Origin of the sequence: Paenibacillus sp. FSL P2-0173 (assembly GCF_038008045.1) — a bacterium.
Classification (GTDB): domain Bacteria; phylum Bacillota; class Bacilli; order Paenibacillales; family Paenibacillaceae; genus Paenibacillus; species Paenibacillus polymyxa_B.
Genome location: NZ_JBBOYK010000001.1, coordinates 1,920,554 through 1,945,155 on the forward strand (window position 1 = coordinate 1,920,554; position 24,602 = coordinate 1,945,155).

Annotated in this window: 17 protein-coding genes and 3 riboswitches; of the genes, 8 read left to right on the forward strand and 9 right to left on the reverse strand. The window is 45.1% G+C overall.

Annotated features, from left to right (window positions below; genetic code table 11):
- Nucleotides 1-33: 33 nt before the first annotated feature.
- A riboswitch (glycine riboswitch) is annotated at nt 34-128 on the reverse strand.
- 18 nt (nt 129-146) lie between these two features.
- Nucleotides 147-223: riboswitch (glycine riboswitch) on the reverse strand.
- Nucleotides 224-395: 172 nt separating this feature from the next.
- The gene (locus tag MKX30_RS08455) at nt 396-1,853 is read right to left on the reverse strand and encodes a glycoside hydrolase family 1 protein (protein WP_069079901.1); all 1,458 of its coding nucleotides are present in this window, start codon (nt 1,851-1,853) and stop codon (nt 396-398) included.
- A gap of 213 nt (nt 1,854-2,066) precedes the next feature.
- Here MKX30_RS08455 and MKX30_RS08460 point away from each other — a divergent pair, with 213 nt between their 5' ends.
- From MKX30_RS08460 to MKX30_RS08475, 4 genes are all read left to right on the forward strand, one after another.
- On the forward strand, nt 2,067-3,038 hold the full coding sequence (locus tag MKX30_RS08460; RefSeq protein ID WP_023990000.1) for a LacI family DNA-binding transcriptional regulator: 972 nt from the start codon (nt 2,067-2,069) through the stop codon (nt 3,036-3,038).
- A gap of 233 nt (nt 3,039-3,271) precedes the next feature.
- Nucleotides 3,272-4,114, forward strand: a complete 843-nt coding sequence (gene licT / locus MKX30_RS08465; protein ID WP_023990001.1) for a BglG family transcription antiterminator LicT — start codon at nt 3,272-3,274, stop codon at nt 4,112-4,114.
- A gap of 230 nt (nt 4,115-4,344) precedes the next feature.
- On the forward strand, nt 4,345-6,201 hold the full coding sequence (locus MKX30_RS08470; RefSeq protein WP_023990002.1) for a beta-glucoside-specific PTS transporter subunit IIABC: 1,857 nt from the start codon (nt 4,345-4,347) through the stop codon (nt 6,199-6,201).
- A 256-nt stretch (nt 6,202-6,457) separates the two neighbouring features.
- Nucleotides 6,458-6,973, forward strand: coding sequence for a thioredoxin family protein (locus tag MKX30_RS08475; protein ID WP_023990003.1), 516 nt, complete (start codon nt 6,458-6,460; stop codon nt 6,971-6,973).
- 196 nt (nt 6,974-7,169) lie between these two features.
- Here the strand turns inward: MKX30_RS08475 and MKX30_RS08480 are convergent, their stop codons facing one another.
- Entirely contained in the window at nt 7,170-8,528 is a 1,359-nt protein-coding gene (locus tag MKX30_RS08480; RefSeq protein ID WP_338533717.1) for a sugar phosphate nucleotidyltransferase, read from the reverse strand.
- 160 nt (nt 8,529-8,688) lie between these two features.
- On the opposite strand from MKX30_RS08480, the gene MKX30_RS08485 reads away from it, so the two are divergent.
- Nucleotides 8,689-9,384 carry a response regulator transcription factor gene (locus MKX30_RS08485; protein WP_023990005.1) on the forward strand — a complete coding sequence of 232 codons (696 nt, stop codon included), beginning with the start codon at nt 8,689-8,691 and terminating at the stop codon, nt 9,382-9,384.
- Nucleotides 9,385-9,426: 42 nt separating this feature from the next.
- Here the strand turns inward: MKX30_RS08485 and MKX30_RS08490 are convergent, their stop codons facing one another.
- Genes MKX30_RS08490 through MKX30_RS08500 form a run of 3 tightly spaced genes read right to left on the reverse strand, consistent with a single transcriptional unit; the run spans nt 9,427 to nt 16,090 of the window.
- Nucleotides 9,427-13,857 (reverse strand): hypothetical protein, encoded by a 4,431-nt coding sequence (locus MKX30_RS08490; RefSeq protein WP_338532763.1) that lies wholly within the window; start codon nt 13,855-13,857, stop codon nt 9,427-9,429.
- A gap of 50 nt (nt 13,858-13,907) precedes the next feature.
- Nucleotides 13,908-15,644: an ATP-binding protein gene (locus tag MKX30_RS08495; RefSeq protein WP_068941713.1), complete on the reverse strand. Its 1,737-nt coding sequence runs from the start codon at nt 15,642-15,644 to the stop codon at nt 13,908-13,910.
- Nucleotides 15,641-16,090: a hypothetical protein gene (locus MKX30_RS08500; protein WP_023990008.1), complete on the reverse strand. Its 450-nt coding sequence runs from the start codon at nt 16,088-16,090 to the stop codon at nt 15,641-15,643. Before MKX30_RS08500 ends, MKX30_RS08495 begins: the two co-directional genes overlap by 4 nt.
- A 45-nt stretch (nt 16,091-16,135) precedes the next feature.
- Here MKX30_RS08500 and MKX30_RS08505 point away from each other — a divergent pair, with 45 nt between their 5' ends.
- Nucleotides 16,136-16,840 carry a response regulator gene (locus MKX30_RS08505; RefSeq protein WP_023990009.1) on the forward strand — a complete coding sequence of 235 codons (705 nt, stop codon included), beginning with the start codon at nt 16,136-16,138 and terminating at the stop codon, nt 16,838-16,840.
- Here MKX30_RS08505 and MKX30_RS08510 read toward each other — a convergent pair.
- Genes MKX30_RS08510 through MKX30_RS08525 form a run of 4 tightly spaced genes read right to left on the reverse strand, consistent with a single transcriptional unit; the run spans nt 16,808 to nt 21,280 of the window.
- On the reverse strand, nt 16,808-17,719 hold the full coding sequence (locus tag MKX30_RS08510; RefSeq protein WP_023990010.1) for a glycosyltransferase family 2 protein: 912 nt from the start codon (nt 17,717-17,719) through the stop codon (nt 16,808-16,810). The two genes, MKX30_RS08505 and MKX30_RS08510, sit on opposite strands and share 33 nt — an antisense overlap.
- The gene (locus MKX30_RS08515) at nt 17,679-18,905 is read right to left on the reverse strand and encodes a glycosyltransferase family 4 protein (protein WP_023990011.1); all 1,227 of its coding nucleotides are present in this window, start codon (nt 18,903-18,905) and stop codon (nt 17,679-17,681) included. The genes MKX30_RS08510 and MKX30_RS08515 overlap by 41 nt, the downstream gene beginning before the upstream one ends.
- Nucleotides 18,889-20,154: a transporter gene (locus MKX30_RS08520; protein ID WP_341062719.1), complete on the reverse strand. Its 1,266-nt coding sequence runs from the start codon at nt 20,152-20,154 to the stop codon at nt 18,889-18,891. The genes MKX30_RS08515 and MKX30_RS08520 overlap by 17 nt, the downstream gene beginning before the upstream one ends.
- A gap of 4 nt (nt 20,155-20,158) precedes the next feature.
- Nucleotides 20,159-21,280: a glycosyltransferase gene (locus tag MKX30_RS08525; protein ID WP_028541542.1), complete on the reverse strand. Its 1,122-nt coding sequence runs from the start codon at nt 21,278-21,280 to the stop codon at nt 20,159-20,161.
- 505 nt (nt 21,281-21,785) lie between these two features.
- On the opposite strand from MKX30_RS08525, the gene MKX30_RS08530 reads away from it, so the two are divergent.
- The gene (locus MKX30_RS08530) at nt 21,786-23,507 is read left to right on the forward strand and encodes an NAD-dependent malic enzyme (RefSeq protein ID WP_341062720.1); all 1,722 of its coding nucleotides are present in this window, start codon (nt 21,786-21,788) and stop codon (nt 23,505-23,507) included.
- A 92-nt stretch (nt 23,508-23,599) separates the two neighbouring features.
- Nucleotides 23,600-23,702, forward strand: a riboswitch (TPP riboswitch).
- Nucleotides 23,703-23,838: 136 nt separating this feature from the next.
- Nucleotides 23,839-24,528 carry a thiaminase II gene (gene tenA, locus MKX30_RS08535; protein ID WP_341062722.1) on the forward strand — a complete coding sequence of 230 codons (690 nt, stop codon included), beginning with the start codon at nt 23,839-23,841 and terminating at the stop codon, nt 24,526-24,528.
- Nucleotides 24,529-24,602 lie beyond the last annotated feature (74 nt).

A 24,602-nucleotide genomic window follows, 5' to 3' on the forward strand; every position in this document is an offset into this window, starting at 1 on the left:
TAAAAAAGCCTAGGGCATCCCCTGTCACAGGTTATTCGCGTCTCTGTCCTTTTGCCTGAGAGTTTAAGCAGATGTTCTCTGCGGTGCACCTTCGGCGCCCAATTAAGGGTCTCTCCAGAGTTCTGTCCGTTTACGGTCCCCGCTTGTTGCTGTAATCAGCCTAAGCACCTGAGAGTTTTGCCCCTTCGGTCGGAACTTTCGTTCCATCTCCCGCAAACATCAACCAGACATATGAAATTTTTATTTATTATACAGAAAACTTTCAGCTTATTACAAGTGAAAAGTTTGTGAAGCCCTCTGAAATAAATATTATTATTATGTCTATCAAAAAAGCGGGTACAGCAGATTGCATCCTTAGGATGTCCTCTGCTATACCCGCCCGAGAAAATTTGGAATTACAATTCTTCACCATTGGTTGCTATCACATTTTTATACCAGTTAAATGAGTCCTTTTTGGAGCGTTTGAGCGTTCCGTTACCGTCATCATCCAGATCAACGTAAATAAATCCGTAGCGCTTGGACATTTCGGAAGTAGACATGCTCACAAGGTCGATAGGACCCCAGCTGGTGTAACCAAGCAGATCAACACCGTCGGCAATTGCTTCCTTCATTTGAACAATATGCTGACGCAAGTAATCAATACGATATGTGTCATGCACAGAACCGTCTTCCTCTACCTTATCATAAGCACCTAGGCCATTTTCCACGATGAACAGTGGCTTTTGGTAGCGGTCATATAACGTGTTCAGCGTAACACGCAGACCGATCGGATCAATTTGCCATCCCCAGTCAGAGGACTGTAAATATGGATTTTTCACGCCGCCAATCAGGTTTCCTGCTGCTTTCTCGCCTTCTGGACCTGCAGATACGGTCAAGGTCATGTAGTAGCTGAATGAGATATAATCGACCGTGTTATTTTTTAAAATTTCGGCATCGCCTGGTTCTGTGTGTATAACAACATTATTTTCTTCAAAATAACGATTCATGTAGTTGGAATATTCCCCACGGGCATGCACATCCGTAAAGAACAGGTTCATCTGATTTTCATGCTGGGCTTTCAGTATATCCTCTGGGTTACACGTATGTGGGTAGCTTTCCAAACGAGCCAGCATACAGCCGATTTGAGAGCCCGGGATGATCTCATGTCCTCGTTTTGTCGCCAGTGCACTAGCTACAAATTGATGATGCAGTGCTTGGTATATCGCTTGCTGCTTGTTTTCTACGCGGTCAATGACCACCCCGCCACCAGTAAACGGACTCATGGTCATTACATTGATTTCATTAAAGGTCAGCCAGTATTTTACTTTATCCTTATAACGCGTGAACACAGTTTCGGCATAATTTACGTAGTGCTGTATAACTTCACGACCCAGCCAACCATTATACTTCTGAGTCAAACCCAGCGGTGTCTCATAATGTGACAATGTTACCAGCGGTTCAATACCATATTTGCGCAGCTCATCAAATACATTGTCGTAGAATTGCAGTCCCGCTTCATTCGGCTCGGCATCATAGCCATTTGGGAAAATCCGCGACCAGTTGATGGACATACGAAATACCTTAAAGCCCATTTCCGCGAACAATGCAATATCTTCTTTGTAGTGGTGGAAGAAGTCCACACCTTCACGTTTTGGAAAACGGGCATTGACTTTGCCTGCCAAAATGTCTTCGAGTCGCTCGGACGAAATCTCCATAGCATGATCGTTCTTGCGCTCTGCTTTGGGTACATAGGCAACCATGTCCGCACTGGACAATCCTTTTCCATCTACGTCAAAAGCACCTTCCAATTGGTTGGCTGCGGTTGCCCCGCCCCACAAGAAGTTTTTCGGAAATCCTTTTAGCGTCTTCGTCATGGTATAAAAACCTCTTTCCGTATTTAAGATTTTTACTTTGGTCAAGTAATCCCATCAAGTGCTGCAAATGTGAATCAATACCTAACGGTAACCGTTCTTCCTTTGAAAAGGATTGACAGATGCTTTAAAATAGACGTAATGCCTTCATAAGCATCCTAATCGTTGTAACGCGTTTCATGTCAAGTATTTTTTTCTTATGTGAGGAGAAGCACCATGTCGAATCTTGATCAAATTGCAAAACTGGCGGGCTTTTCCAAAGCTACGGTATCCAGAGTATTAAATCAGTCACCCCATGTCAGTCACGAAACAAGAACTAAGATTTTGAAAATCATGCAGGAATTGGATTATGTTCCTAATCGGAATGCCATTTCTCTATCCAAGGGTCAGACGCTTCAGATCGGTATCATTACTTCAACTATTAATGAAATTGTTCTCGCTTTTCTGGACAGCTTTGTGGAAGTAGCCGGCCAGTATGAATTCCAAACCATTATTTATACTTCGGGAGAAGACAAAAAGAAAGAGCTTCAAGCCTTTGAGGATTTAAAAAGAAAAAGAGTCGATGCGCTGGTCATCATTTCCTGCGTGAATGACACTGATTTTTTGAGTACCTATTGCAAATATGGCCCGATCGTTTCGTGGCAACGAATGGAGCATACCGATATTCGCTCCGTCGCTATGGATCAGTATGAAGGATATATGTTAGCGCTAAAACATTTGATACAAAAAGGCTATACTCGTATAGCCAATGCTTTTGGTCGTCCGAGCAGCATCAATACCCATAGCAGACAACGAGCCTACGAACAGATCATGAGTGAGCACAATCTGCCAGTGTTGCAACACTGGAATCACTCTTCTATTTATAATATCCGTGATGGCGAACAGGTCGTACGGGATTTGTTACAGCGTCGGGAAGAATTCCCAGAGGCTATTTTATGTGCTAACGATTATGTAGCAGTGGGCATTCTCTGCGAAGCACGCAGACAACGGCTGAACGTACCGGAAGATCTGGCGATTGTCGGATTCGATAACACGGAGCTGGCGCATACGATGGGGATTACAACGATTCAAAATCCCATCATGGCTCAAGCACAAAATGCTTTTTTCATGCTTTCCCCTCAGCTGATTGGACGCCAAATGGAGCTTCATTCGCTAGAGTACTGCCTCATTGAACGTACGACCACGTAAGGTAACGATTTACTTGCAAATTAGGCAAAAGGGCCTTGATATGAAATATTTTTTGTCGAAACAGAATAAAATATGTTGAAATCGCTTTTTTTTGTGCTACAATAGCACTATATCGAAGGATTGTGACCGGTGATGCGGGCAATGCCTGAGTTCAATTGAGTGCTATTGCTAACAATAGTGTTGAATTGTGCTTAGGCATTTTTTATTGGTAAAGGATGGGAGGGGGAACTTCAATGATTATTGAGAAGGTGCTCAATAACAACGTCCTATTGACTAAAAACGATAAAGGCAAAGAGGTCATCGTGATGGGAAGAGGTATTTCCTTCAAAAAGGTGGCTGGCGATCAAGTCGATGATGATAAAATAGATAAGATTTTCATGTTAAATGAAAACGAGTTCACGGCTAAACTAACTGAACTGCTGAACGATATTCCAGTGTCTCATCTGGAGGTCGTGAATGAAATCGTAACCCATGCAACGGAAGTGCTGGATACGGAGTTAAGCGATAATATTTATTTAACATTGACCGACCATATTCATTTTGCCATACAACGGCAAGAAAAAGGACTGGCACTCCAAAACGCGATGCTGTATGAAATTAAACGCTTTTACAAAAAAGAATTTGCAGTTGGACTGGATGCTCTCCAAAAAATTGAAAATACGCTCGGAGTAAAATTGGGCGAAGATGAAGCGGGATTTATTGCATTGCATATGGTGAATGCACGGATCGACGGTAACGAAATGAAATCTACACTGAAAATGACCGAGATTGTCCAACATATATTGAACATTATTACGTATCATTACGGAATTGTGCTGGATGAGTCTTCTTTTAGCTATTCGAGATTTTTGACACATTTGCAATATTTTGCGATGCGAGTGATTCGCAAAGAAGTCATTCACAGTGGTGAAGAATTTTTGTACAACCAGGTGAAGCAGACGTATACCGAAGCTTTTGCTTGTGCCCAAAAGATCAATGAGTATCTGGAAAAAACATACGATCAATATTTAAGCAAGGATGAATACGTATATCTAACTATCCATATTCATCGGGTAACTGAGCGTAATAACATATAAGATTAACAACTTCATATCCTCATCGTTCATGGATTGTGACTGGTAAGGCAGGCAAAACCTAAACTGATGGTGAAATCGACGTTCCTCTATAGGAGAGTGCGTAGTTTTCACCACGAGTTTAGGTTTTTCTTGTTTACAAGTTTAAAAAGGTGCACGCCGGCGCATCTTAGCAACAGATGTAAACAGTAAATCCTATCAGTAGCAAGAATAACCCATAAGGAGTTCTGAACATGAGTGATAAAGAACTATCTAAAAAAATAGTGACCCTCGTTGGTGGCGAAGAGAATGTCAATTCGGTATTCCATTGCGCTACACGCTTGAGATTTAAATTAAATGATCGTACAAAAGCAGACAAAGCCGCACTGGAAGCAACCCCTGGTGTCATTACAGTAGTGGAAAGCAGCGGCCAGTTTCAAGTGGTCATCGGTAACAATGTAGGTCAAGTGTTTGAGCATATGATGGCAGAAACGAATTTGCAGGATGCAGACAATCCTAATGCCAAAAAAGAAGAATCTTCTGAAAAAACGAATTTTCTTGGCAAAGCGGTCGATATCATTTCCAGCATTTTTTCTCCCATTCTCGGTGCTCTTGCCGGGGCAGGTTTGCTTAAAGGGCTACTGGCGTTAATTTTATCTTTTCAATGGATTAATGATAAAAGCGGTACGTACCTGATCCTAAGTGCAGCTTCCGACAGTGTTTTCTATTTTCTACCTGTGTTTTTGGCTATTACATCGTCCCGTAAATTTAAGACAAACACCTTTGTATCGGTGGCAATCGCTGGAGCTCTGGTCTATCCAGCAGTTATAACGGCGGTAAGCAACCCAGAAAGATTGGCGTTTTTAGGTATTCCGATCATTCTGATTAATTACAGTTCCAGTGTCATTCCAATTATTCTCGCGGTCTGGGTTCAGTCCTATGTGGAGCGCTGGTTCAATTCCTTTATCCATCAATCGGTTAAAAACATTATCGTGCCGATGCTTTCGCTCCTGGTCGTTATTCCGTTAACATTTCTGGCCTTTGGTCCAGTAGGTAACCTGATCAGTCAGGGCTTGGCAAACGGTTTTACATGGGTATACAATTTAAGCCCACTAATTGCCGGGGCTGTTGCCGGGGCATTCTGGCAAGTGTTTGTTATTTTCGGCGTACACTGGGGCTTCGTTCCGGTCATGCTGTCGAATATTGCAACATTGGGCTATGACACGATGCTTCCGATGCTTACAGCAGCCGTACTTTCTCAGGCTGGTGCAACATTGGGGGTATTCCTGAAATCCCGGAACACTCAGATGAAGGCTTTGGCAGGTTCCTCTACGCTGGCCGCTATTTTCGGGATTACAGAACCAACAATTTATGGCATAACTTTGAAATTGAAAAAGCCGTTCATTTATGCTTGTATTTCCGGGGCAATCGGCGGGGCGATTATCGCTTCTGGCGGAGCGCACGCACAATCCTTTGCATTACCGGGTCTACTGGCGTTGCCGACTTATTTCGGACCTGGATTCTTGTGGGTAGTCATCGGTTTGCTCGTTGCCTTTGTACTTGCAGTTGTATTGGTTATGATTTTGGGCTTTGATGATCCAAAAGAAGAAACTGCAAAAACAGAAGCTGCACCCGTAAAGAAAGAAGTGGCAATCGAGAAAGAAATTCTCGTAAGCCCACTGCAAGGTAAAGTATTGCCTTTGGAACAATCTTCTGATGTTGCTTTTGCTTCAGGTGCTATGGGGAAAGGAATCCTCATTGATCCTACAGAGGGTGTGCTGACATCTCCTGTCAATGGAACGATTACGACAGTATTCCCGACCGGACATGCCATCGGTATTACTTCCAATGACGGAGCAGAAATTCTGATTCACGTGGGTGTTAATACAGTGAAGCTGAAAGGACAATTCTTTGACAAGCGCGTCAAGGAAGGCGATATAGTTAAGCAAGGACAACTGTTGCTTGAATTTGATATCGAGCAAATTAAGGCAGCAGGCTATACTACGGCTACGCCGATTATCGTAACAAATTCCGCTCAATACCTGGATGTGTTGAACACAATGGAAACTGAAGTGAAGCGTGAGGATTACTTGTTGACTGTTGTGGTCTAACGTTTAACTTTCAGACTAGAGCATTTTGCATAAATCCCAGGAGCGTTTTCAAATCAGCAGTATATAGATCGAAACGCTTTAGTTCGTCTATATACTGTACTTACAAGCGTTGGGAATCGAATTATGCAAAATGCTGATTAAAGAAGCTTTCCCCATGGAAAGCTTCTTTTTTTATACATAATGAGACAAGTGTTACAGCGAAAAATGGAAATATCATTTATTGTAAGTGTAAGAATGTAAAAAAAGGAGGATTTCTGTGAAAAAAGGATATATCGCCGGGTTAAGTGTCATTGTGTTGCTTATCATTGGTATCGCTATTTCAGCTGTAGTTAAATTTCAAGACCTAGAGCAGGTTGTTCTACAAAAAGACAAAGAAATCCAAGCGAGCAAAAGCAATTACCCAGAAATATATGACCACTTGAATGCGGTTACATTTGATGGTTTTAAGAGTTTGATTCAACAGGATCAAAGTGTATTTGTCTATGTCGGCAGACCGAGTTGTGGCGACTGCAATCGGTTTGAGCCTAACTTTAACAAGATGATCGAACAGTATAATCTAGGCTCTAAAATTACTTTTTTGAACGTTCACAAAATCCATAAGGACAAGCCCCAATGGAATAAATTCAAAGAGGATTACAACGTTAAATACACCCCCACCATTGCAGAATTCAGAAACGGCAAGCTGGTTGATAAAATAGAATGGACGCCTAAAAGAGATCTCAGTACAGACGCTGTAAAAGAGTGGCTGACCTCCAAGAAACTTATTTTATAAGTCTCTTTTCTATCCATTTCATTACGCACACAAAGAACTGTTTATGCAAAAAAAGGTATTCATTCGTGTAGCGCATGAATACCTTTTTTAGGAATGTACAGGTCATCTAAGCTCTAATAAAAAATAGTTCCTACTACTCTTCACTGCCTTCTGATAAACCTCGTTCGTATCTATCAGTCCCTATATTGTAGACACTTCATAGAGTATGATCGTCAATCGAATCAGGAAATTCATATCGGATAATATCCGTTTCGGATACGATATGTCCGATTTGTGACTCAATGAATTCTAAATCTCCCTCTACTGCCCCTATAAAATGCTTTGTACCGGGTTCTATGACGATGACCTCACCAGGGCTGACTGTCTGTGTCACGCCATTGATAGAGACACTCCCGGTTCCAGAAACTATAGTCCAAACTTCTTTACGAAACTGATGCTCATGATAGCTGATAAATCTCCCATTTGAAATGACCACGCGTTTGGTCACTGTCTGCAATCCACTTGCCGCCTGTTGATGGGATAATACGGTTTGCTTTCCCCAGAAGCGCTCCTCAAAACGCGGGCCGATTTCAATTTCTGCCACCATATCCTTAATTCCTGTTGACGACTGTCGATCCGTAACCAGCACGCCATCTGGACCAGCAACGACAATAATGTCTGGAACATTCCAGATGCTAACCGGAATCTCCAGTTCATTGATGATATGCGAGTCATGTGAAGCTTCTGAAATATATCCCGGGCCACTCAGCTTCGAACTTACTTCCCGTACCAAAGAATCCCATGTGCCCAAGTCTCTCCATTCTCCATGATATGGGAGCACAGAGAGCTTATGAGTATGCTCTACTACCGCAATATCGAAGCTAGTTTTAGGCAAGTCTGCATAATTTGTCGAAAGAGATTCATAGTCGGCTGGTATACCCATTTGCTTCAGAATATCCAACAAAAAGCCTAGTCTAAAAGCAAACACCCCGCAATTCCATAAGGCCCCTTCACGGATCAACGCTTCTGAACGGATCAGATCCGGCTTTTCTACAAATGAACTAACCCTATAATATGGCTGGTCAAGTGAAGGAGAGGCTGAAGGCACAATATATCCGTATTTATCTGAGGGCTCCGTTGGAGCAGCCCCCATTAATGCGATATGGCTTCCTGATTGCTCTAATATCGAAGGAAGCCTACGCAGATGCTCGAAAAATTCATCCCCCGCATACCCGTCCACAGGCATGACCCCTACGATCTCATCGCGTGATGCGCCTGCAATGTCATGCAAGTAGGCCGTAGCCAGGGAAATGGCCGGGAAGGTATCCCGTTGAGTCGGCTCCTCAATCACTACAGCATCTCCGCCAATTTGCCCCCGAATCAGCTCGGCCTGAGTTCCACTCGTTGAAAAATAGGCCTCATCTGCCAAATTCGCCTCATCTAATTGCCTCCATATTCGTTGCAGCATACTTTCCGGCCGTTCGTCGTGACGTAGTATGGAAAGAAACTGCTTGGGGCGGTTCACATTGGATAAGGGCCATAGACGTTTACCCGAACCTCCAGATAATAAAATCATTCGCAAAGATGCAACCTTCTTCCTCTAAATTAATATTTTTCTTTCATTATAGGACTGTTCGATTTTCACATTTCTGCCGAATACATAAGTATGTATTATCGTGGAAAATACATACTTATGCAATGTAATTGTATCTTTATCCGTACAGGAGATGTCAGTCATGCCCATAAAAATACTCATCATTGAAGATCAAAAAAGTTTGGCAGATATGATTGCTCTTCATCTGCAGGAGGAAGGCTATCATACCGAACTTATCTATGACTCTAAACTTGCAATTCCTACACTTATGCGTTTTAAGCCCGATATTATTGTGACCGCTCTAATGTTTTCCGGTAAAGTCGAATGTGCGCTGATCAGCCAAATCCGTCAATTTACTACGGTCCCTATGCTGGTCATCTCTAATAACACCCTGCTGAATATAAGAATAAAGGCTCTGGACGACGGAGCAGATGACTTCTTATGCAAACCATTCAGCCTGATAGAGTTAAATGCCCGCATCAAAGCCCTGCTGCGCCGCTGCGGCCCCAACATGCCCATTGAATCGCAAACGGTAACTCAAAAGCTTAAAAAGGTAAGGGTTTGGGTGAATGATTACCGTCATAGCCTGTTAGTCGATGACCAAGAAATAGAAGTCACTCAAATTGAATTTTCCATTATAAAAGAGATGTCCTGCAATCCAGGTAAAGTCTTTACCCGCAGCGAGCTGATGGATCGGATCAAAGGCGGAGATGGCGCTTATCTGGATCGTACCATCGACGTACATATTTCCAGCCTTCGCAAAAAAATAGAACGTGACCCTAAAAATCCTCAGCATATCCGTACCGTCTGGGGCAGAGGCTACAAATATGAGATGTAGCCGTATCATGGCTACCCATTTCCCCACTGAGCAGCTTGCTTTTTATGGAAGATTTCGCTTCTTCCATCGCCGATAAGGAAGAAAACAAGCTGCTCCACCCAGTATCCCTATGAGGAACAGTACCCAGCCGAAACGGTAGGCGGAAGCCAGAATAACGACGACTTTCCCGTTCCCGTTACCATTGGTAATGAATCCGGTAGTCACTCCATTGACAGACAGACGGGCTCGCTGATTTTCGCTACCTAGCCTGAACTCCCACAGTGGATTGGGTGATTCGGTCTCCCGGATCAGCACCTGTTCATGCGTTGGATTATATAGCGTAAAACTGCGTTCCATGGAATTTTCACGAGTTGCCTGAATGCTCTCCGATGCATGTGGAGCCATAAAAAAGGTATCCATATCCGATCCCTCAAACAACGTAAACTGATCCACTGTAATCATGGCTTGATAAGGGATGATGGAATATTGCTTCATTTGAAATAAGCCTGACTGCTTCTTGTGCGCATGCGCCAAAATCTGAAACTGCATCAAGGCAGTTCCTGCCGGAGCCTTCACAATTTGATCATAATGATTCCATTGTTCCTTATCTCTCTCCTCCACCTCATCAATATAGGAGGTTTGGAGAACCTGGGACGCTTTATTCAAAAAAATGACCTTCATATGCCGACTTCCAATTTGTTCTGATCGCGCATCCAACTGAACGGCATACTCTTGCAGCGGCTCTGCCTTCATTTTCTTGGACGCATAAATATTCCAGTCACAGGAATAGCTAGGTGCGTAACGGATAGAGAGTCCTTCGTCCTTGATTGACAGATTCGTCTGCCCAGGTCGAATATCCGCCACACATCCGACATCCGTCGTGCTCAATGATTCCTTCGTATCCTCCCCCGGCATCACCGTCACTTCCTGCGCAGCCATTCGATGAATATCTCCAAAACGGCTCAATGACGGCACCTGACTATCCAGCACAAGGGTTAAGCGATACTTCCCCTTGGTTAGGAACAGATTTTTAAATTCGACTCGGCCGTAGTCATTCAGCAGACCGGGAATTTGTATGATTTTCTTGGCAAAACCATCCTGATCGGGCACCGTTTCAATAACCTGCTTTTCGGATAAAGAGGTCGCGGGTAGCCGCTTATACGACTCCTCCGTACGAATCGTTCTGGTCAGCACCCTTCCCGTCTCTTCATTCACCCACTCCATCGTTAATGACCCATGGTATCCTGCAGGTAGATTAGCCAAAATAGCTGTGGCATAGGTTCCCGTTTTGGCGACTTCCACATCCCTGCTTAACGTCCCCTTCTGATAGCTGATCCCCCGCCCCATACTAAGTCTTGGTAAAGCACGTTCCGTCTGTACATTCCCTTGTGCGTTAAAATCGCTCTCTGCCTCCAAGGTGAAAAAAAGCTTGCCCCGCTTCAATGCCTGCTCCACTGGAAAAGATAGCTGATCTAGCTGATCCACAGGGACAATCGCAAATTGATTGATCGCATTAAAGCCTTGCAGGTTATTAACCGTGACTGGAGTATCTCCTTTTGGAAAAACATGTTCTCCCAGATCCACCCATTGAAATTGGTTTAAACCATCATCCTGAGTCTTGATACTAACCACTTTGTCCGGCAGTGTGACTTGTAATTTTCCGCCTGCCTTATTCATAAACACTCTAGCATATACATGCGAGGTTTGAGGTTGATCCAGTTTTTTGTGCATCGTAAACGTATTAGGCTTGCTATATTGCCCCAAATCACGCAGCTGGATATCATGAATCCACCAGTAATTTTTTTGCTGTGGACGCTGTAGGGTTAACAAATCCATTCGCATCCAATAGCTACCGGGCGGCGACACGTATTCCCCGTAAAATTTCACACTGTCAAAATTATATCCCTCCGAAGGCGCCACGACATAGCTAACCCCCAGTTCACGCATTTGCTTATCGTAAAATCTCATTTTCACATGCATTTTGTTCGTTCCGCGACCGGAAACAGTAATTTGGAACTGATACGGATTATTTTCCTTGGCTTCCAGCAAACCCGATCTAGCGACCTGCCATATATTACTCGGGTCTCCCTTCATAATTTCGCCGTGCAGAGTTGGCACATCATTCAATTCCTCACGGGGATTAGCCTGCACACTGAACAACTGCGGATTATCCGGCTTGAAGAAGGTTTCGGTCCGCAACATGGAATCAAAGTCCACGACCGTCTTCCCTTCGATACTGCTCATCTGATACGGGGCCACATCCAGCTTCTTACTGGCAAAGGTGACCGCAATCCCTGCATCCATTTCCATATCGAACGGAAAGTTCCGTATATTTTGGGAGGATAAATACCATAACCAATCGTTAGTCGAGGCAAAGGTTTTGGACCATTTTAAAAAGGCATTACCATCCTCAATGGCATCAAAAGGGCGTAAGTAATCCTCGGCTGGAAGCTGTGACAACAACAAGTCATTAAAGGACGCCGCTTCCACATAATCCCCTTTGTTAATCGTCTGGATGGTTTTTAGCTCAGGCTTTAACGCACTGAACAGCACCCCAAAGCGGCTAAAATCAAAACCAGGCAGATGACTGTAGCTCTCCAATCGGCTAAAACCGTAAGGTGTTACAATTTTACTCGCAAGGATGTTCATATAGGGCGGTGTCTGATCGAGATTGAATATGGAAAATAGCCCGTTCTGGTACGTACGTTTCAGCCCGGTCTGACCTTCCAGCTGAGACAGGTGGAAATCCTGCCGCTTCTCCTGCCCCACATATTCATCATGGTAGACCAACTGATTGACCCCAAAGGTAGAGAACAGCCAGCCTAATCGGGAGCTTAATCCATTGTCCATGACATACTGCAGAAAATTCATATAGTATGTAATGCCGGGATCATTCCCCTCATGATGAAAGATCGTATTTTTAGGAGAAGAGTATACCTGAAAATCTCCGGTTGCCTTTTCGTTTGCGGTCTTCCCTTTATTCCATTTGGGCGTGGCTACTCCGTTATAGCTCTGAATCATATTGTCAGCAATCGGAAAGTATAATGCCTTGCTATCGAAACGATCCGGGTCAGTCAGCTTTTCAGCCATTTGACTATAAGCCTCCGGCACTTGTACCGGCTTGTAGTACCCCTCAATGAACTGAGTACGCAAGGGAGCAAAATATATCCCCAGGCATAAAACGACAATAACTACCGCCAGCTTTTTATATACACGCTGCAACGGGGATGATCCGAACCATTCCATAAATTGAATAACACCGAAGGTCAGCAACACCCCGAAATTAAGGGCAATCAGTCCAATAAATTTGTTAGGATCACGGAAAACCGAACCAATCACAGGGGTTTTCGTAACCAAAATGACAAACCACTTGGCAATGGATGGGAACGTCGTCCCGGTAGCTGCAACCAGAAACAGCAACGTAAGTAGCGAGAAGATCAGAATGATCGGATTTTTATGTGAACGTGTCACCATCGCATACCCAATCAATAGCAACAAAAATCCCCCTCCTACATAAAACATGCCAGGCAGTGAGGACAAGGAAAACATGGGCCACCAATAGCTCAGTAAATAACCCACATTATCTAAGCTGCTGTTACGGCTGAACAAAGACAACGTATCCACGACGTTGATATTATGCTGAGACGCTTGAGCGTCCATCAACATGCTACCGACATATAGAGACAACCAATAAAAACTGAGCAGACCGAAAAACACGCCAAAAATGATCCCTTTACGCAAAAAATTGCCGTATAACGGCTGCAAATAGGTGCGACCGGCCTTACGGTGGGTCCAGGTCAACTTGATTAATAGCAACATGGTGAACAATCCCAAATAAATCATGCCGAAGAAAAAATAATGAATTGCTGCAGCACTAACGGTGAATACCGCAGCCAACAGGAACAGGTCGATCCAGTTTCGCTGATACAACTTGTGGGGATGATAGTTTTTAATTTGTTGAATTTGAAACTTGGGGTCCACCGCACTGAAAAAGAATCGCAGCATTAACGGAAACAAACTATATCCACAGAGCAAATAAATATGCTGAATGCGGAAAATAACCCACGGATTCAGCGCATAAAACAACGAGCCGACCATGATGGCAAAAATACGGGTCTTCGTAAAGCTTGGTGAATAATACACGCTAACCAGACGCTTGGCAAAGGCATACATCGAAAATGCCGAAACAAATAACAAGCCTGTAATAAACGACTTGAGCAAGACCGGGCCGCTTTCGTCAAATAAGAGTGACAGTCCATAGAAGGGCAAGATGTACAGGATACGTGGAGCATTGAACAAGGTCGAGGTAGACCATCGCTCGTTCCATACTCCGGTTATTTCCTCCAGATACCGATGAGAGGTGGCTCCAAAAGCAATGTCGCTAAACACAATTTGCCCTGGTCCATAGATGGGTGCAAGATATGCAACAATCGCAATCAGCATCAACATCATTGCCGCCATATCGTAGCGGTAGCGAAATATCCATTTTTTCATGCTTGTCCCCCTCTCTTGAACTTCTCGTATATCTGTCGGTTATCTTGGGCCTATCTCCTCAAACGAACGATTGCCTGCAAGCCCTGATCGGTATTACGCAGCTTTAAACGACCGCCTATGGTCTTCAGGTATGCATCCATATGATACAGGCTGAACGCATGCTCCTGGGAGTTTTGGGAATAGTCTGGCTGGAAATAGCTCCAACGCATTTTATCATCAATCCCGCCGCCCGTGTCTTCAATGTTAATAATAATTTCTCCTTCTTCCAGCCGTGAACTAACCTTAAGCACTTGAGATTGCCGCTTGGACCGCAGACCTGTTCGGCCCTTTTCCTGATTCTCAGGCTGCTCTTCACCTTGGCCCATGGCCTGAACTGCATTTTCCAGCAGCCCCTGAATCGTTTTGTACAGCATGGGTGCTTGTGCTGCAATCGATGGAACAGGCTCTTGCCGCAAGATCACTTGAATGTTCTTCATGTTCAATGAACGGTTCGCCCATTTCAGCGACTCAGACAATACTTCATTCATATCTGTAAAGCTAATTCCACTATTATCATGCATCTTCTCTTCCAGCTCATCGCGCAAGCTACGGACTCCCGTCAGTAACTCTCCCAGTGAGGATTCCTGTCTGAGACGACCCTGGATGAAATTTTCATTCAACTCGCGAAAATACTCCAGTTCCTCATGAGAGGCTCCTTTTCCCTGACTGGAAGCCGCTTCAAAACGGTTTGCTAGATCATGATAAAATCCCAGCAGCTTCAAATCATCACCGCCTGTGAGACGGCTAGTCTGCTCTTGCAGCTCTTGTAGCTGCTGCTCAATCGTCTGCATTAACGGCAAATAATATGTGTCCTGCTGCTGTCGCATATCTTCATCGCGCCGTTGGTCACGCACCTGATTGTTCACGATGGCATCCTTTACAATCCTTTTGCGGAACTGTACGAGCATGGCCCACAGAATGAACAATATCAGAACCATGACCATCCACAATTGTTTGCGAAAGGAGCTGATTCGCTGTGCTGTATCCTCGCTGACATCCTTAATCGATATGTAAAGGGCCTCTTCCCCAATGCGGCTGAATCCTATTCCGTGTTTCTCACCGTCATCTTCAATGACACCTGTATTGCCCTCCAGCAGCCTACGGGTTACGCCCGTGATGTCCGTTCGGTTAATATCCGGAGTACTTCGGGAAGCTACGACCTTAAATTGACCGTTATAAAATAAAGTCTCATGCTGGTTAACCGGTTTACTTTTAATAATCCCGCTGAGCATATCAGCGTCAACCGTGCGCACCATAAAACCGCCCATCTGCGCTCCTTGAATCCTGCATGCTATATACTGGGCAGGCTGATGATCCTCTGTCACAAAAGAGCTTACTGCACAACCATTTTGCAGCCATTTAATCTGCTGGACCGCACTTTTCATCTCACGATTGTCTCGCCCGACCATCACATGATACTGCTCATCCAGCACATAAAAGGCCCCGCCGCTTTCACGCTTAAACCCTTCAGGATACTGGCGTGTTCCCTGATTTAGCATATCTCTGCCCAGACTGGACGACAGCTCCTTCAGTTCAGTCTGCCATGCGGCATAACGCTCGGTTATGCTGCTGGAAAGTTCCTGTACCTCATACTGGAGCTGCTCGTTCTGAATCTCCGCCAAGTGACCACTGAATTGCCGCACAACAAACCATTGAAGCACAGCGGCCAAGAACAATGTCACACCCAGAACGATCAGGTACAGGATCAGCTTTTGCCAACCTGGTTTCAACAAAGCCCATTGCTTCATGCTTCCCTGTCCCCTCCATTCTGTTCAAGACGGCTCAAAATAGCCTGCATCAGGCATTCCAGCTCGTAGCTGACCAGCGGTAGCCGTGCGCACAGCAACCGGGGAGTGCGGCGCTGGAGTGCAGCAAACCTCGCAGCGGTTTCCGTTGCCCCGTCCGTCAGTAGGATCAACTCGCATGTTTTTGCGATATATAAGCGATCCAGCTCTTCCTCGCCGTATTCTCGCAGATCAACAACGTAAATATCATGACGATCGTCCATATGCTGAAGTGCGCTGGAGACAGCCAGGGTCACTCCTGTATGCCGTGCAGCATGATACTGATGAAGGAGACGCATACCTTTTTCCCAGAGGGCATGTTCAGCCGAATCAAATCGTTCACAAAAAAGACGCAACGCCCGTTCTGTATTGACATCTTTCAAAAATGCCAAAACGCTGATATTATACATGTAGTTCCTCATTTCTTACTTCCTGATTGGAGTTGCGCAGTTCTTATGACACCCCAAAACATTCTATTTGTTGACGACAGCCCTATGGTTCTGTCCCTGCTTGAACGGACCTTGACGCAAGAAGCATTCACCTTACATACCGCTCACACGCCCAAAGAAGCCTTACAAGTGCTGGAACAGCACCCGATTGATGTGGTAGTTTCCGATCTGCTCATGCCTGGTCTGGATGGGATTACCTTCCTTCGCATGATTAAGAAGGATTATCCACATATCGTACGAATTATTTTGTCTGGTCACCTGCATACGCAGTCCATTTTATCGGCGATTAACCAAGTCGGTGTGTTCCGTTTTTTGACGAAACCGCTGGAGCTGGATGATGATACGCTAAAAAAAATACTGTATGAGGCGCTTGATCAGGCCAAACTCAACCGAAACAGCCTACATGCAGACCAGAACGTAGCTTCCAACCTGTCAGTTTTTATAGACAGCATTTTGAATGCACCGTACCGACCCTATGTGCTGCTGAATGAACAAGATATCGTAACCGCTGTACACATTGCACTCGCTGAGCTGTATCCTGTCGGCTGCTCACTACGTCATCCTGACGGGGAAGGTATTCAGTTAACCACGCATTCATTATATATACCGTATGAGGAGTCGGAATCTTCCGATCCCGACTTATACACGCTGGATACACTGACCCTCGGCCATTCATCGTTACGCCTTATCCGCCTTAGCGAGATCGCCTGAGTGACGGGTGCCGCCCTTTAACACGGCGGCTACCCCAATCACAGTCAGGCATACATACATCCACAACATCCCCATCGTCAGCAAGGGGTGACGGATATAGTTTTTCAAATTCCCCCATGTATACAGCACCGGACGGAAGAAGTACCAACGTTCCAGCGCTTTTCGCAATCCGCCCTCTTCAGATGACATCGTACGATCCATCACCGAAAAGTAGTAGGCTTTTTTACGTAATACATCGTGCAGATACACCTGTTTTTCATCATGGTATACCCGTGTAAATACCGCCCGGCGAATGACTCCGCCAGACTCTATATAACGCAAGGTCGGCTGTATTTCTTCAAAAGCAATTTGCTCCGCATTAAACCCGCCCGTCGATTCGTAAGCGCTCATTCGCCAGAAGCGTGCCGCTTCAATGGAGCGTTTTCCCAAGGTCTCACCCGCATTGTTAATCACATTTCGCTCAAAAACTTTCACTTTGGAAAAAAAATTATTTGCTTCCGAATACGCCTCTTCCGGAACGACCAAGGCGCCAATATCCTGATGATCGTCAAAAAAGTCAATGCTCTGCTGAATCAGATGTTCGGCTAAAATCATATCGGAATCCAATACAAATATGTATTCGGCACCCAAGCGTTTCGCTTCCTCAACTGCCCTGACCCTAGCGACTCCCCGCTCCCCATGGGGAAGCTCCAATACCGTTACGGGTACTGAACTCCCTGCCGACAGCATACGAATCGTCTCAACGGTCCGGTCATTGGAGCCATCATCAGCAATTACAATATGCAGATCCTTGTAATTTTGCCCCATACAGCTTCGCAAACAAGGCTCTATCGTCCGTTCATTGTTGTACGTGGAGAAGAGAATGACCACTTTGTCCACTCTGTTCCGCCTCCTCTACCCAATCTTCCATCAACTGCTCAAACGCAGCAGCCGTATGATCAAAATGGAATCTTAACGCATATTGATACGCCCGCTCACGGATGGCCATGTAATCTTCGCCGCCCTTTGCTGCTCTTTCCATTTGTTCAGATAATCCTCGGATGTCGCCGTGAAAGCATAGATACCCGCTCTTCCCAAAATCCGTTGCATCCACCAGACCCGGTGAATTGCTGACAATGCTAGGGGTTCCAACGGCTGCCGCTTCGGTAATCGTCAAACCCCAGCCTTCACGTAAGGAAGGAAATACGAGCGCGTGGGCACGACTCATCAGCTCCAGCTTATGCTCTGCTGAAACAAATCCGTAAAAGGTAATATCGGCTTGCGATTGCCCCTGTTCATCCGGTTCTCCGTATGTCAAACCATACTGTTTCATAATCGGCACTAATTGTTCTGCCACATAGGTTTTATCGGTTTTTCCGGCAATCCATAACATAGCCTGAGGGAACTTTTCCTTGAGCTGCCCAAAGGCCTCAACGACCAGATCAATACCTTTATATTTGACGAAGCGCCCAGCATACATGAAGGTCGGATTAGGCTCCTTCGTTAAAAATTGTTCGCGCGGCCAATGATCAAACTCAATGCCTTCCGGTAAAAGATGAACACGATCCGGGTGAAAGCCCAGCTTAAGCAGATCATATCGGGTAGACGGAGATACCGTAAGCGTCCGATCCTTACGAGCCAGCTTAAGCATCAAGGGCTCCATATGAAACCCAATAACATTTAGCGGGAATTTGGCGTTCTCAAACCATATTTCCCTTGTTAGCTGATGTATGAAAAAAATCCGTTTGGATGCCTCCACCCAAAATCGGGTAAAGAATTGATGCGTATTTGCCTGGTTAATCACATAATCGATCTTCCCTCGATGACGACGGTAATAGCGCATCGCATAATAAATAACACTGTATATGTTCCCTTTTCGAATATACGTAATACCGTCAATAATTTCATGCTCAGGCATCCCCTCAAATTGGGGTGAAAAATGAATGAACTGGAAACGTCCTTGCTGTGAGCGTTTAAGCATTTCATGGGTAAAAATTTCTGCTCCCCCGCTTTTAGGTGAACGAATGTCACGCCAGGAAAGCAATAGAACTACGGTTTTACCGTCCTGTTCATGTATGGTATTCATGGGGTAAATCCCCCTTTATCTTTATTTTGAACAAATGCACATAGGCGTCTATCACAAAGTAGAGAGCCATAGCCCCGTAAACTATGAACTCAGATAGCAAAAAATCTACCGGATCTGTGTGGGCAATATGAAAGGCTACTAATAAAGCCGCGGCTCCTGCCATCAGACTGAACATAAATTTGCGTCTGCCCACCAATACGTGCACATGCACAAAAAACAGCACGATGGAAAATAGCCAGTACACCCATCCTCCCCATGGAATATAGGCCTCGGCCGATTGGTAAGAGACTCCGAATAATATGGGAATAGAGGAAGGGAACACAAAGGTCGTGCCCACATATACACAGATTGCAGCTATAGCCATTAAACCGGCATAGACGGCAATCAACTTGCCCAAAGCTTGGCGGTCATGCCCCTGCGCACCGATCTTTGGAATAAAAGCAGCAATTAGGCTATACGAAACGTAATAGACCAACTGGCTGTACTTCAGCGCAATGGCATAGCTGCTGGCCTGCTCAGGAAAGTAATGCTGTACATACAACATGTCGATGGAGATACAAAACAAAATGAATAAATTCGTCATAAGGCTATCGGTGAAATCCTGACCCAATGATTTCCATAACCCAGAAGGGATATGTTCTCCACTGTATGTGAATAAGGACAAGCCACGAGCCGAAACGATCCAGCCGTGGAGCAGCGACAGCAACATTCCTCCACAGCTTGCTAACAGTAGGGCTTCCAGCTTTAACCCCAGTGCAGCCAGAACAAAAAACAGGCTCAGCTTCCCTAATACCTCAATGTAATAGTTCACATTGAGCGCCAACATGCGTTCCCTGCCCTGTAAATCTCCGCGGCACGAACTTACAAGAATATGCAGTCCGATCAAGCCATACAGCATGAACAGCGGGCCGGATTCGACGCCTAATAGCGAACGCAGTAACGGATGAAAGATGAGTAAAATGATCATGGCAAGCACGGTTAGCACCAGAGGTGCTTTGAGTAATAAAGAACCGAGCGGTAAGCTTCGTAGCGCAAGCTTTTGGTCTCCCTTAGAGACCAGTTTGGCGGTTAATAGCTGGATGGATAAACCCAAAACGGATAAAAGTGCAAAAAGTGCCAGCAGCGCATTCGCCTGGCCATAAGCTTGTCCGGTAAGATACCAGCTCGCTGCAATGTGGAAGAAAAAATTAAATCCGTTAAGCAGCACATTAAAGAGAGGGAACATCAACGATCGCAATCGGTTGTTCACGTTATTATCTCACCCGCCGATCCAGTCGCCAAATATCAATGATGGAGCGTAAAAAACGAATAGAATCCTTCCAGACATGAATGTGCGATCCATCGCGGTCAATACATTTGACGGGTAATTGCAGCACACGAAGCTGGAGTCGCTTGGCAATAAACATCATTTCTAGATCCAGCGCCAGTCCGAGCTGTTCCTTTAAATGCGGAAACATCCGTTTCACTGCAACCGAACTCATCACTTTAAGCCCAGTCTGCGAATCTACCACACCTGTTGGTAAAAAAGGACGGGAAATGACCCGCTTACCAAAGCTGACAACAGATCGCAATAAAGATCGATTCTCGGCGGTCATATCCTTGGTTCCGATCACGACATCATAATAGCCCTGCTGAACAACATTAATCATTCTGGCAATATCCTCAATAAAAAAGGAGTCGTCCGCATCCACAAATACGTAGTAATCCGCACCTATGGTCCGCATCCCTTCCAGATACGTCCCTGCCTTACGTGTATTGCGTCCCAATTCCCTTGTTTGAAGCAGCGGGCTAAGATTCTGATTAATCCTGTTTACGGACAAGTCCGTTGCTGCCTCCAGCGCTTTAATCAAGGCATTGGTACCATCGTGACTGCCATCATCAATGAGATAAATCGAACCTTCAATAATATGGCTGCGGATAAAGGCTTGCAGTCGTTCAGCAAAGGTTTTGACATGAACAAAACGTTGCTCTTCGTTATATACAGACAAGATAAATGCAATATGTTGGCTTTTGGTCGAATACTCGGGATAGAGCAAGCTTTGTATTTCCGAAAGCATTTCTTCGGTGTCATTGGCTTGCCAAAATAGCAGCCGCAAACGGCCTACTCCGGTGATTTGCACCATATGCTGATCACTGAACGGAATTGTTACATCCGTCACCAGTAACAATGGCATTTGCGGAAATTGGCTACGGATCTGATTGGCTTTCCGCACCGCCTGCCCCGGCTCCCTATAATCAATCAGGCAACAACATGCGTTCTCGTAGACTGAAGCTGCCTCCGTGTCCTCGCACTGTATATATTGGTAAAAACAAATCACATTGGGATAATCAATAGCCCTGTCGTTATCGCTAAAAATGGCTATAGGTCCCTGCACACAAACCTCTCCTTTTCCTCCGAATAGTTCTATTTTGTTGAAAAAGAATTAAGAATGTTTGCTTATAGGAGTTAAATTAATGTCCAAATACTTCATATTTCCTTAACAAAATAGCTGACACTCCATGATATATAAGGATATAAGAGAAGAAAAACTGATTTTCATATTTGATAAAAATAGAGTATTTAGACCTGATTCATTAGAACCAAAACCATCAGAATTAGTTAGCGCATCTATATCGAAAATTAGTTCTTTTAGATCAACAGAAGGAAATATATATGGTTATTTTGTCATAGATAAATAGAAGAATAAAACAGATTCGCACGTCCATACTATGGACAACATGTCATCTTGAGGATTTTGCAAAAATCCGATAAGCGACTTTCAATGAACAAGATATAGATCGAAATGGTTTAGTTCGTCTATATTTTGCACTTCGGAGCGACTGGAATCGAATTTTGTGAAATCCTTTCGTTATGAAAATGAAGAGAAGGAAGGTCTTTCTATGGAAGCATTTTATGTCAATCGCGATGGGTCATTATCTACTCCATTACGGGGAAAGGATGTGTTGGCAAATCCTCTTTTGAACAAAGGTGTCGCTTTCACAGAAGAAGAACGCAAAGATCTGGGTTTGGAAGGAATCCTTCCTCCAACCGTCCTTTCATTGGAGAAACAGAGCGTACGGGCATATCAGCAGTTTCTCGCACAACCCACCATGCTGCGTAAAAATGCTTCTCTCAACGACCTTCACAACCGAAATGTCGTACTCTACTACCGGCTGCTAACCGATCATTTGAGTGAAATGCTGCCCGTAGTCTACACGCCGACCGTAGGAACCGCGATTCAAGAATATAGTCACGAGTACAACCGCCCTGGAGGCGTATATTTGTCAATAGATAACCCGAATGGTATTGGACAAGCATTCTATAACTCTGGATTAAGCGGCGAGGATGTGGATCTGATCGTCGTAACAGATTCCGAAAGTATTTTGGGGATTGGTGACTGGGGCGTCGGGGGGATTAACATTGCTATTGGCAAGCTTGCAGTATATACGGCTGCGGCAGGCATTCATCCTGGGCGGGTGCTGCCAATTGTACTGGATGTAGGCACGAATAATGAAAAGCTGCTGAATGATCCACTGTACATCGGAAACCGCCATAAACGAGTTCGCGGAGAAGCCTATAACCAGTTTATTGATACTTTTATCAGCAAAACGTTAGCGCAATTCCCGAAGGCGCTTTTACATTGGGAAGATGTGGGCAGCGTTAATGCGCGCCATATTATAGGAAAATACGGTCAAAGCATACTCACCTTCAACGATGATATACAAGGTACAGGAGCAGTGACCCTGGCTGCGATTCTTTCGGCGGTGGGTGTCACCAAGACTCCGCTGCGTGAACAAAAAATACTTGTTTTCGGCCCAGGGGCTGCAGGGATCGGTAACGCTGATCAAATTCGGGGCGCTATGATCGAGGATGGCCTTTCCGTAGATGATTCATTCAAGTCCTTTTGGGCCTTTGATTATCGCGGGCTGTTAACGGAAGATATGGAAGACGTATTGGAGTATCAGAAACCGTATGTGCGCAAAAAGGATGAAGTCAGCTCATGGACCCGGTCGGGTGACGGCAAAATACCGCTACTGGAGGTCATCCGTCAGGTGAAGCCTACGATATTGATTGGAACTTCCGGTGTAGCAGGTGCCTTTTCTGAAGAAATCATCAAGGAGATGGCGAAGCATGTAGAACGCCCGATCATTATGCCCATGTCCAATCCTACAAACCTTGCAGAAGCAGTACCCGAGGATTTGATCCGGTGGACAGATGGCAGAGCACTGATCGCAACCGGAAGTCCTTTTGAGCCCGTTACCTATAACGATACAAATTTTGAGATTGGACAGGCGAACAATGCCTTTGTTTTTCCGGGACTGGGTCTGGGTGCGATTGTGGTTAAAGCCAAAAGGATTACCCCTGCGATGTTTACAGCGGCAGCAGTTGCTGTTGCCAATGGTGTAGATTCGAATACGCCTGGCGGTGCGCTACTCCCTCATATCCGAAAATTACGCGAAGTTTCGTACGCTGTTGCGATTGCGGTTGCAAAAGCCGCGATTCAGGATCAGGTAGCGCAGGCGCACATTTCAGATGTGGAACAAGCTATACAAGATGCAATGTGGAAACCGAAATATGCCAAGGTCAAAGCAGTGGAAAGTGTAATTCATCACCCTCACTAAGCCCAAAACACCTAACTAGAGGAAATTTAATATTTTGTACACTATGTTTGACATAGCATATGAACGAATGTACAGTAATAGTCAAAAGAATAGAAGTCCACTAGGGGAGCCACTATGGCTGAGACAAGAGCGTATCTTGGACCCTTTGAACCTGATCTAGTTCGTACTAGCGTAGGAAAGTGGAGCCTTCGTATATAAGGTTTCAAGCGTTTTTTGCGCATTGGGCCTATTGTTGAAGCCGCTCCATTTTTCCGGGGCGGCTTTTTAGCGTTGTTCCGGAATTATATTCTTACAGGACTTCTTGCTCTTCAATTTAATGGAGGTGGGGAAATTGAGTTTTACACAAGAACTCCGTCGGCAGGCGGACGGCATTTTTCAAGCGATTTTTGAGCATCCCTTTGTGAGAGGTATTGCTGAAGGAAGTTTGACAAGGGGACAGCTGATTCACTATGTAAAACAGGACTTTGAATATTTGAACGCCTACATGCGGATATACGGCATCGCAATCTCCAAATGCACGAATCGGGAGGACATGGCTGTATTTAATGAACAAATCTCTTTTATTCTCCACAGCGAGGTTCATCCGCATCAAAATTTCTGTGCTGTCGCAGGGGTGAGCTATGAAGAGTTGCAGGGATATCCGCTCGCTCCGTCGGCCCATCACTATATCCGTCACATGCTGACGGTTGCGCATGAGGGCAGCCTGGGCGAGATCTTGGCTGTGCTGCTGCCATGTATGTGGACCTATGCCGAGATTGGTCGCAGGCTGCTGGATGAAGTAAAGCCGGATGAGTCTCATCCGTTCTATGAATGGATGGGCTTCTATGGAGACCAGCTTGATGATACAACACTCAAGTTCCGAGAACGTGTAGATGCTTGGGCAGAAGGCGCAACGGCTGCTGAGCGAGAGCGGATGATTGAGCATTTTATACTGAGCTGCCAGCTGGAATATAAGTTCTGGGACATGGCCTATAAGCAGGAAGAATGGCCGGTCCAGATACAGGAAGCGGTCTTGGAATAGTCAGCCTGGCAATTCGATGCGTGAAGTACAGTTAATGCCCTGTTGAACCACCAACTATAGAGAGGATAATCATT

Bases quoted from the DNA above. Each gene is read 5' to 3' on its own strand.
- MKX30_RS08455 (WP_069079901.1), bottom strand. From the start codon at position 1,853: ATGACGAAGACGCTAAAAGGATTTCCGAAAAACTTCTTGTGGGGCGGG.
- MKX30_RS08460 (WP_023990000.1), top strand. From the start codon at position 2,067: ATGTCGAATCTTGATCAAATTGCAAAACTGGCGGGCTTTTCCAAAGCT.
- licT (WP_023990001.1), top strand. From the start codon at position 3,272: ATGATTATTGAGAAGGTGCTCAATAACAACGTCCTATTGACTAAAAAC.
- MKX30_RS08470 (WP_023990002.1), top strand. From the start codon at position 4,345: ATGAGTGATAAAGAACTATCTAAAAAAATAGTGACCCTCGTTGGTGGC.
- MKX30_RS08480 (WP_338533717.1), bottom strand. From the start codon at position 8,528: ATGATTTTATTATCTGGAGGTTCGGGTAAACGTCTATGGCCCTTATCC.
- MKX30_RS08485 (WP_023990005.1), top strand. From the start codon at position 8,689: ATGCCCATAAAAATACTCATCATTGAAGATCAAAAAAGTTTGGCAGAT.
- MKX30_RS08490 (WP_338532763.1), bottom strand. From the start codon at position 13,857: ATGAAAAAATGGATATTTCGCTACCGCTACGATATGGCGGCAATGATG.
- MKX30_RS08495 (WP_068941713.1), bottom strand. From the start codon at position 15,644: ATGAAGCAATGGGCTTTGTTGAAACCAGGTTGGCAAAAGCTGATCCTG.
- MKX30_RS08500 (WP_023990008.1), bottom strand. From the start codon at position 16,090: ATGTATAATATCAGCGTTTTGGCATTTTTGAAAGATGTCAATACAGAA.
- MKX30_RS08505 (WP_023990009.1), top strand. From the start codon at position 16,136: ATGACACCCCAAAACATTCTATTTGTTGACGACAGCCCTATGGTTCTG.
- MKX30_RS08515 (WP_023990011.1), bottom strand. From the start codon at position 18,905: ATGAATACCATACATGAACAGGACGGTAAAACCGTAGTTCTATTGCTT.
- MKX30_RS08530 (WP_341062720.1), top strand. From the start codon at position 21,786: ATGGAAGCATTTTATGTCAATCGCGATGGGTCATTATCTACTCCATTA.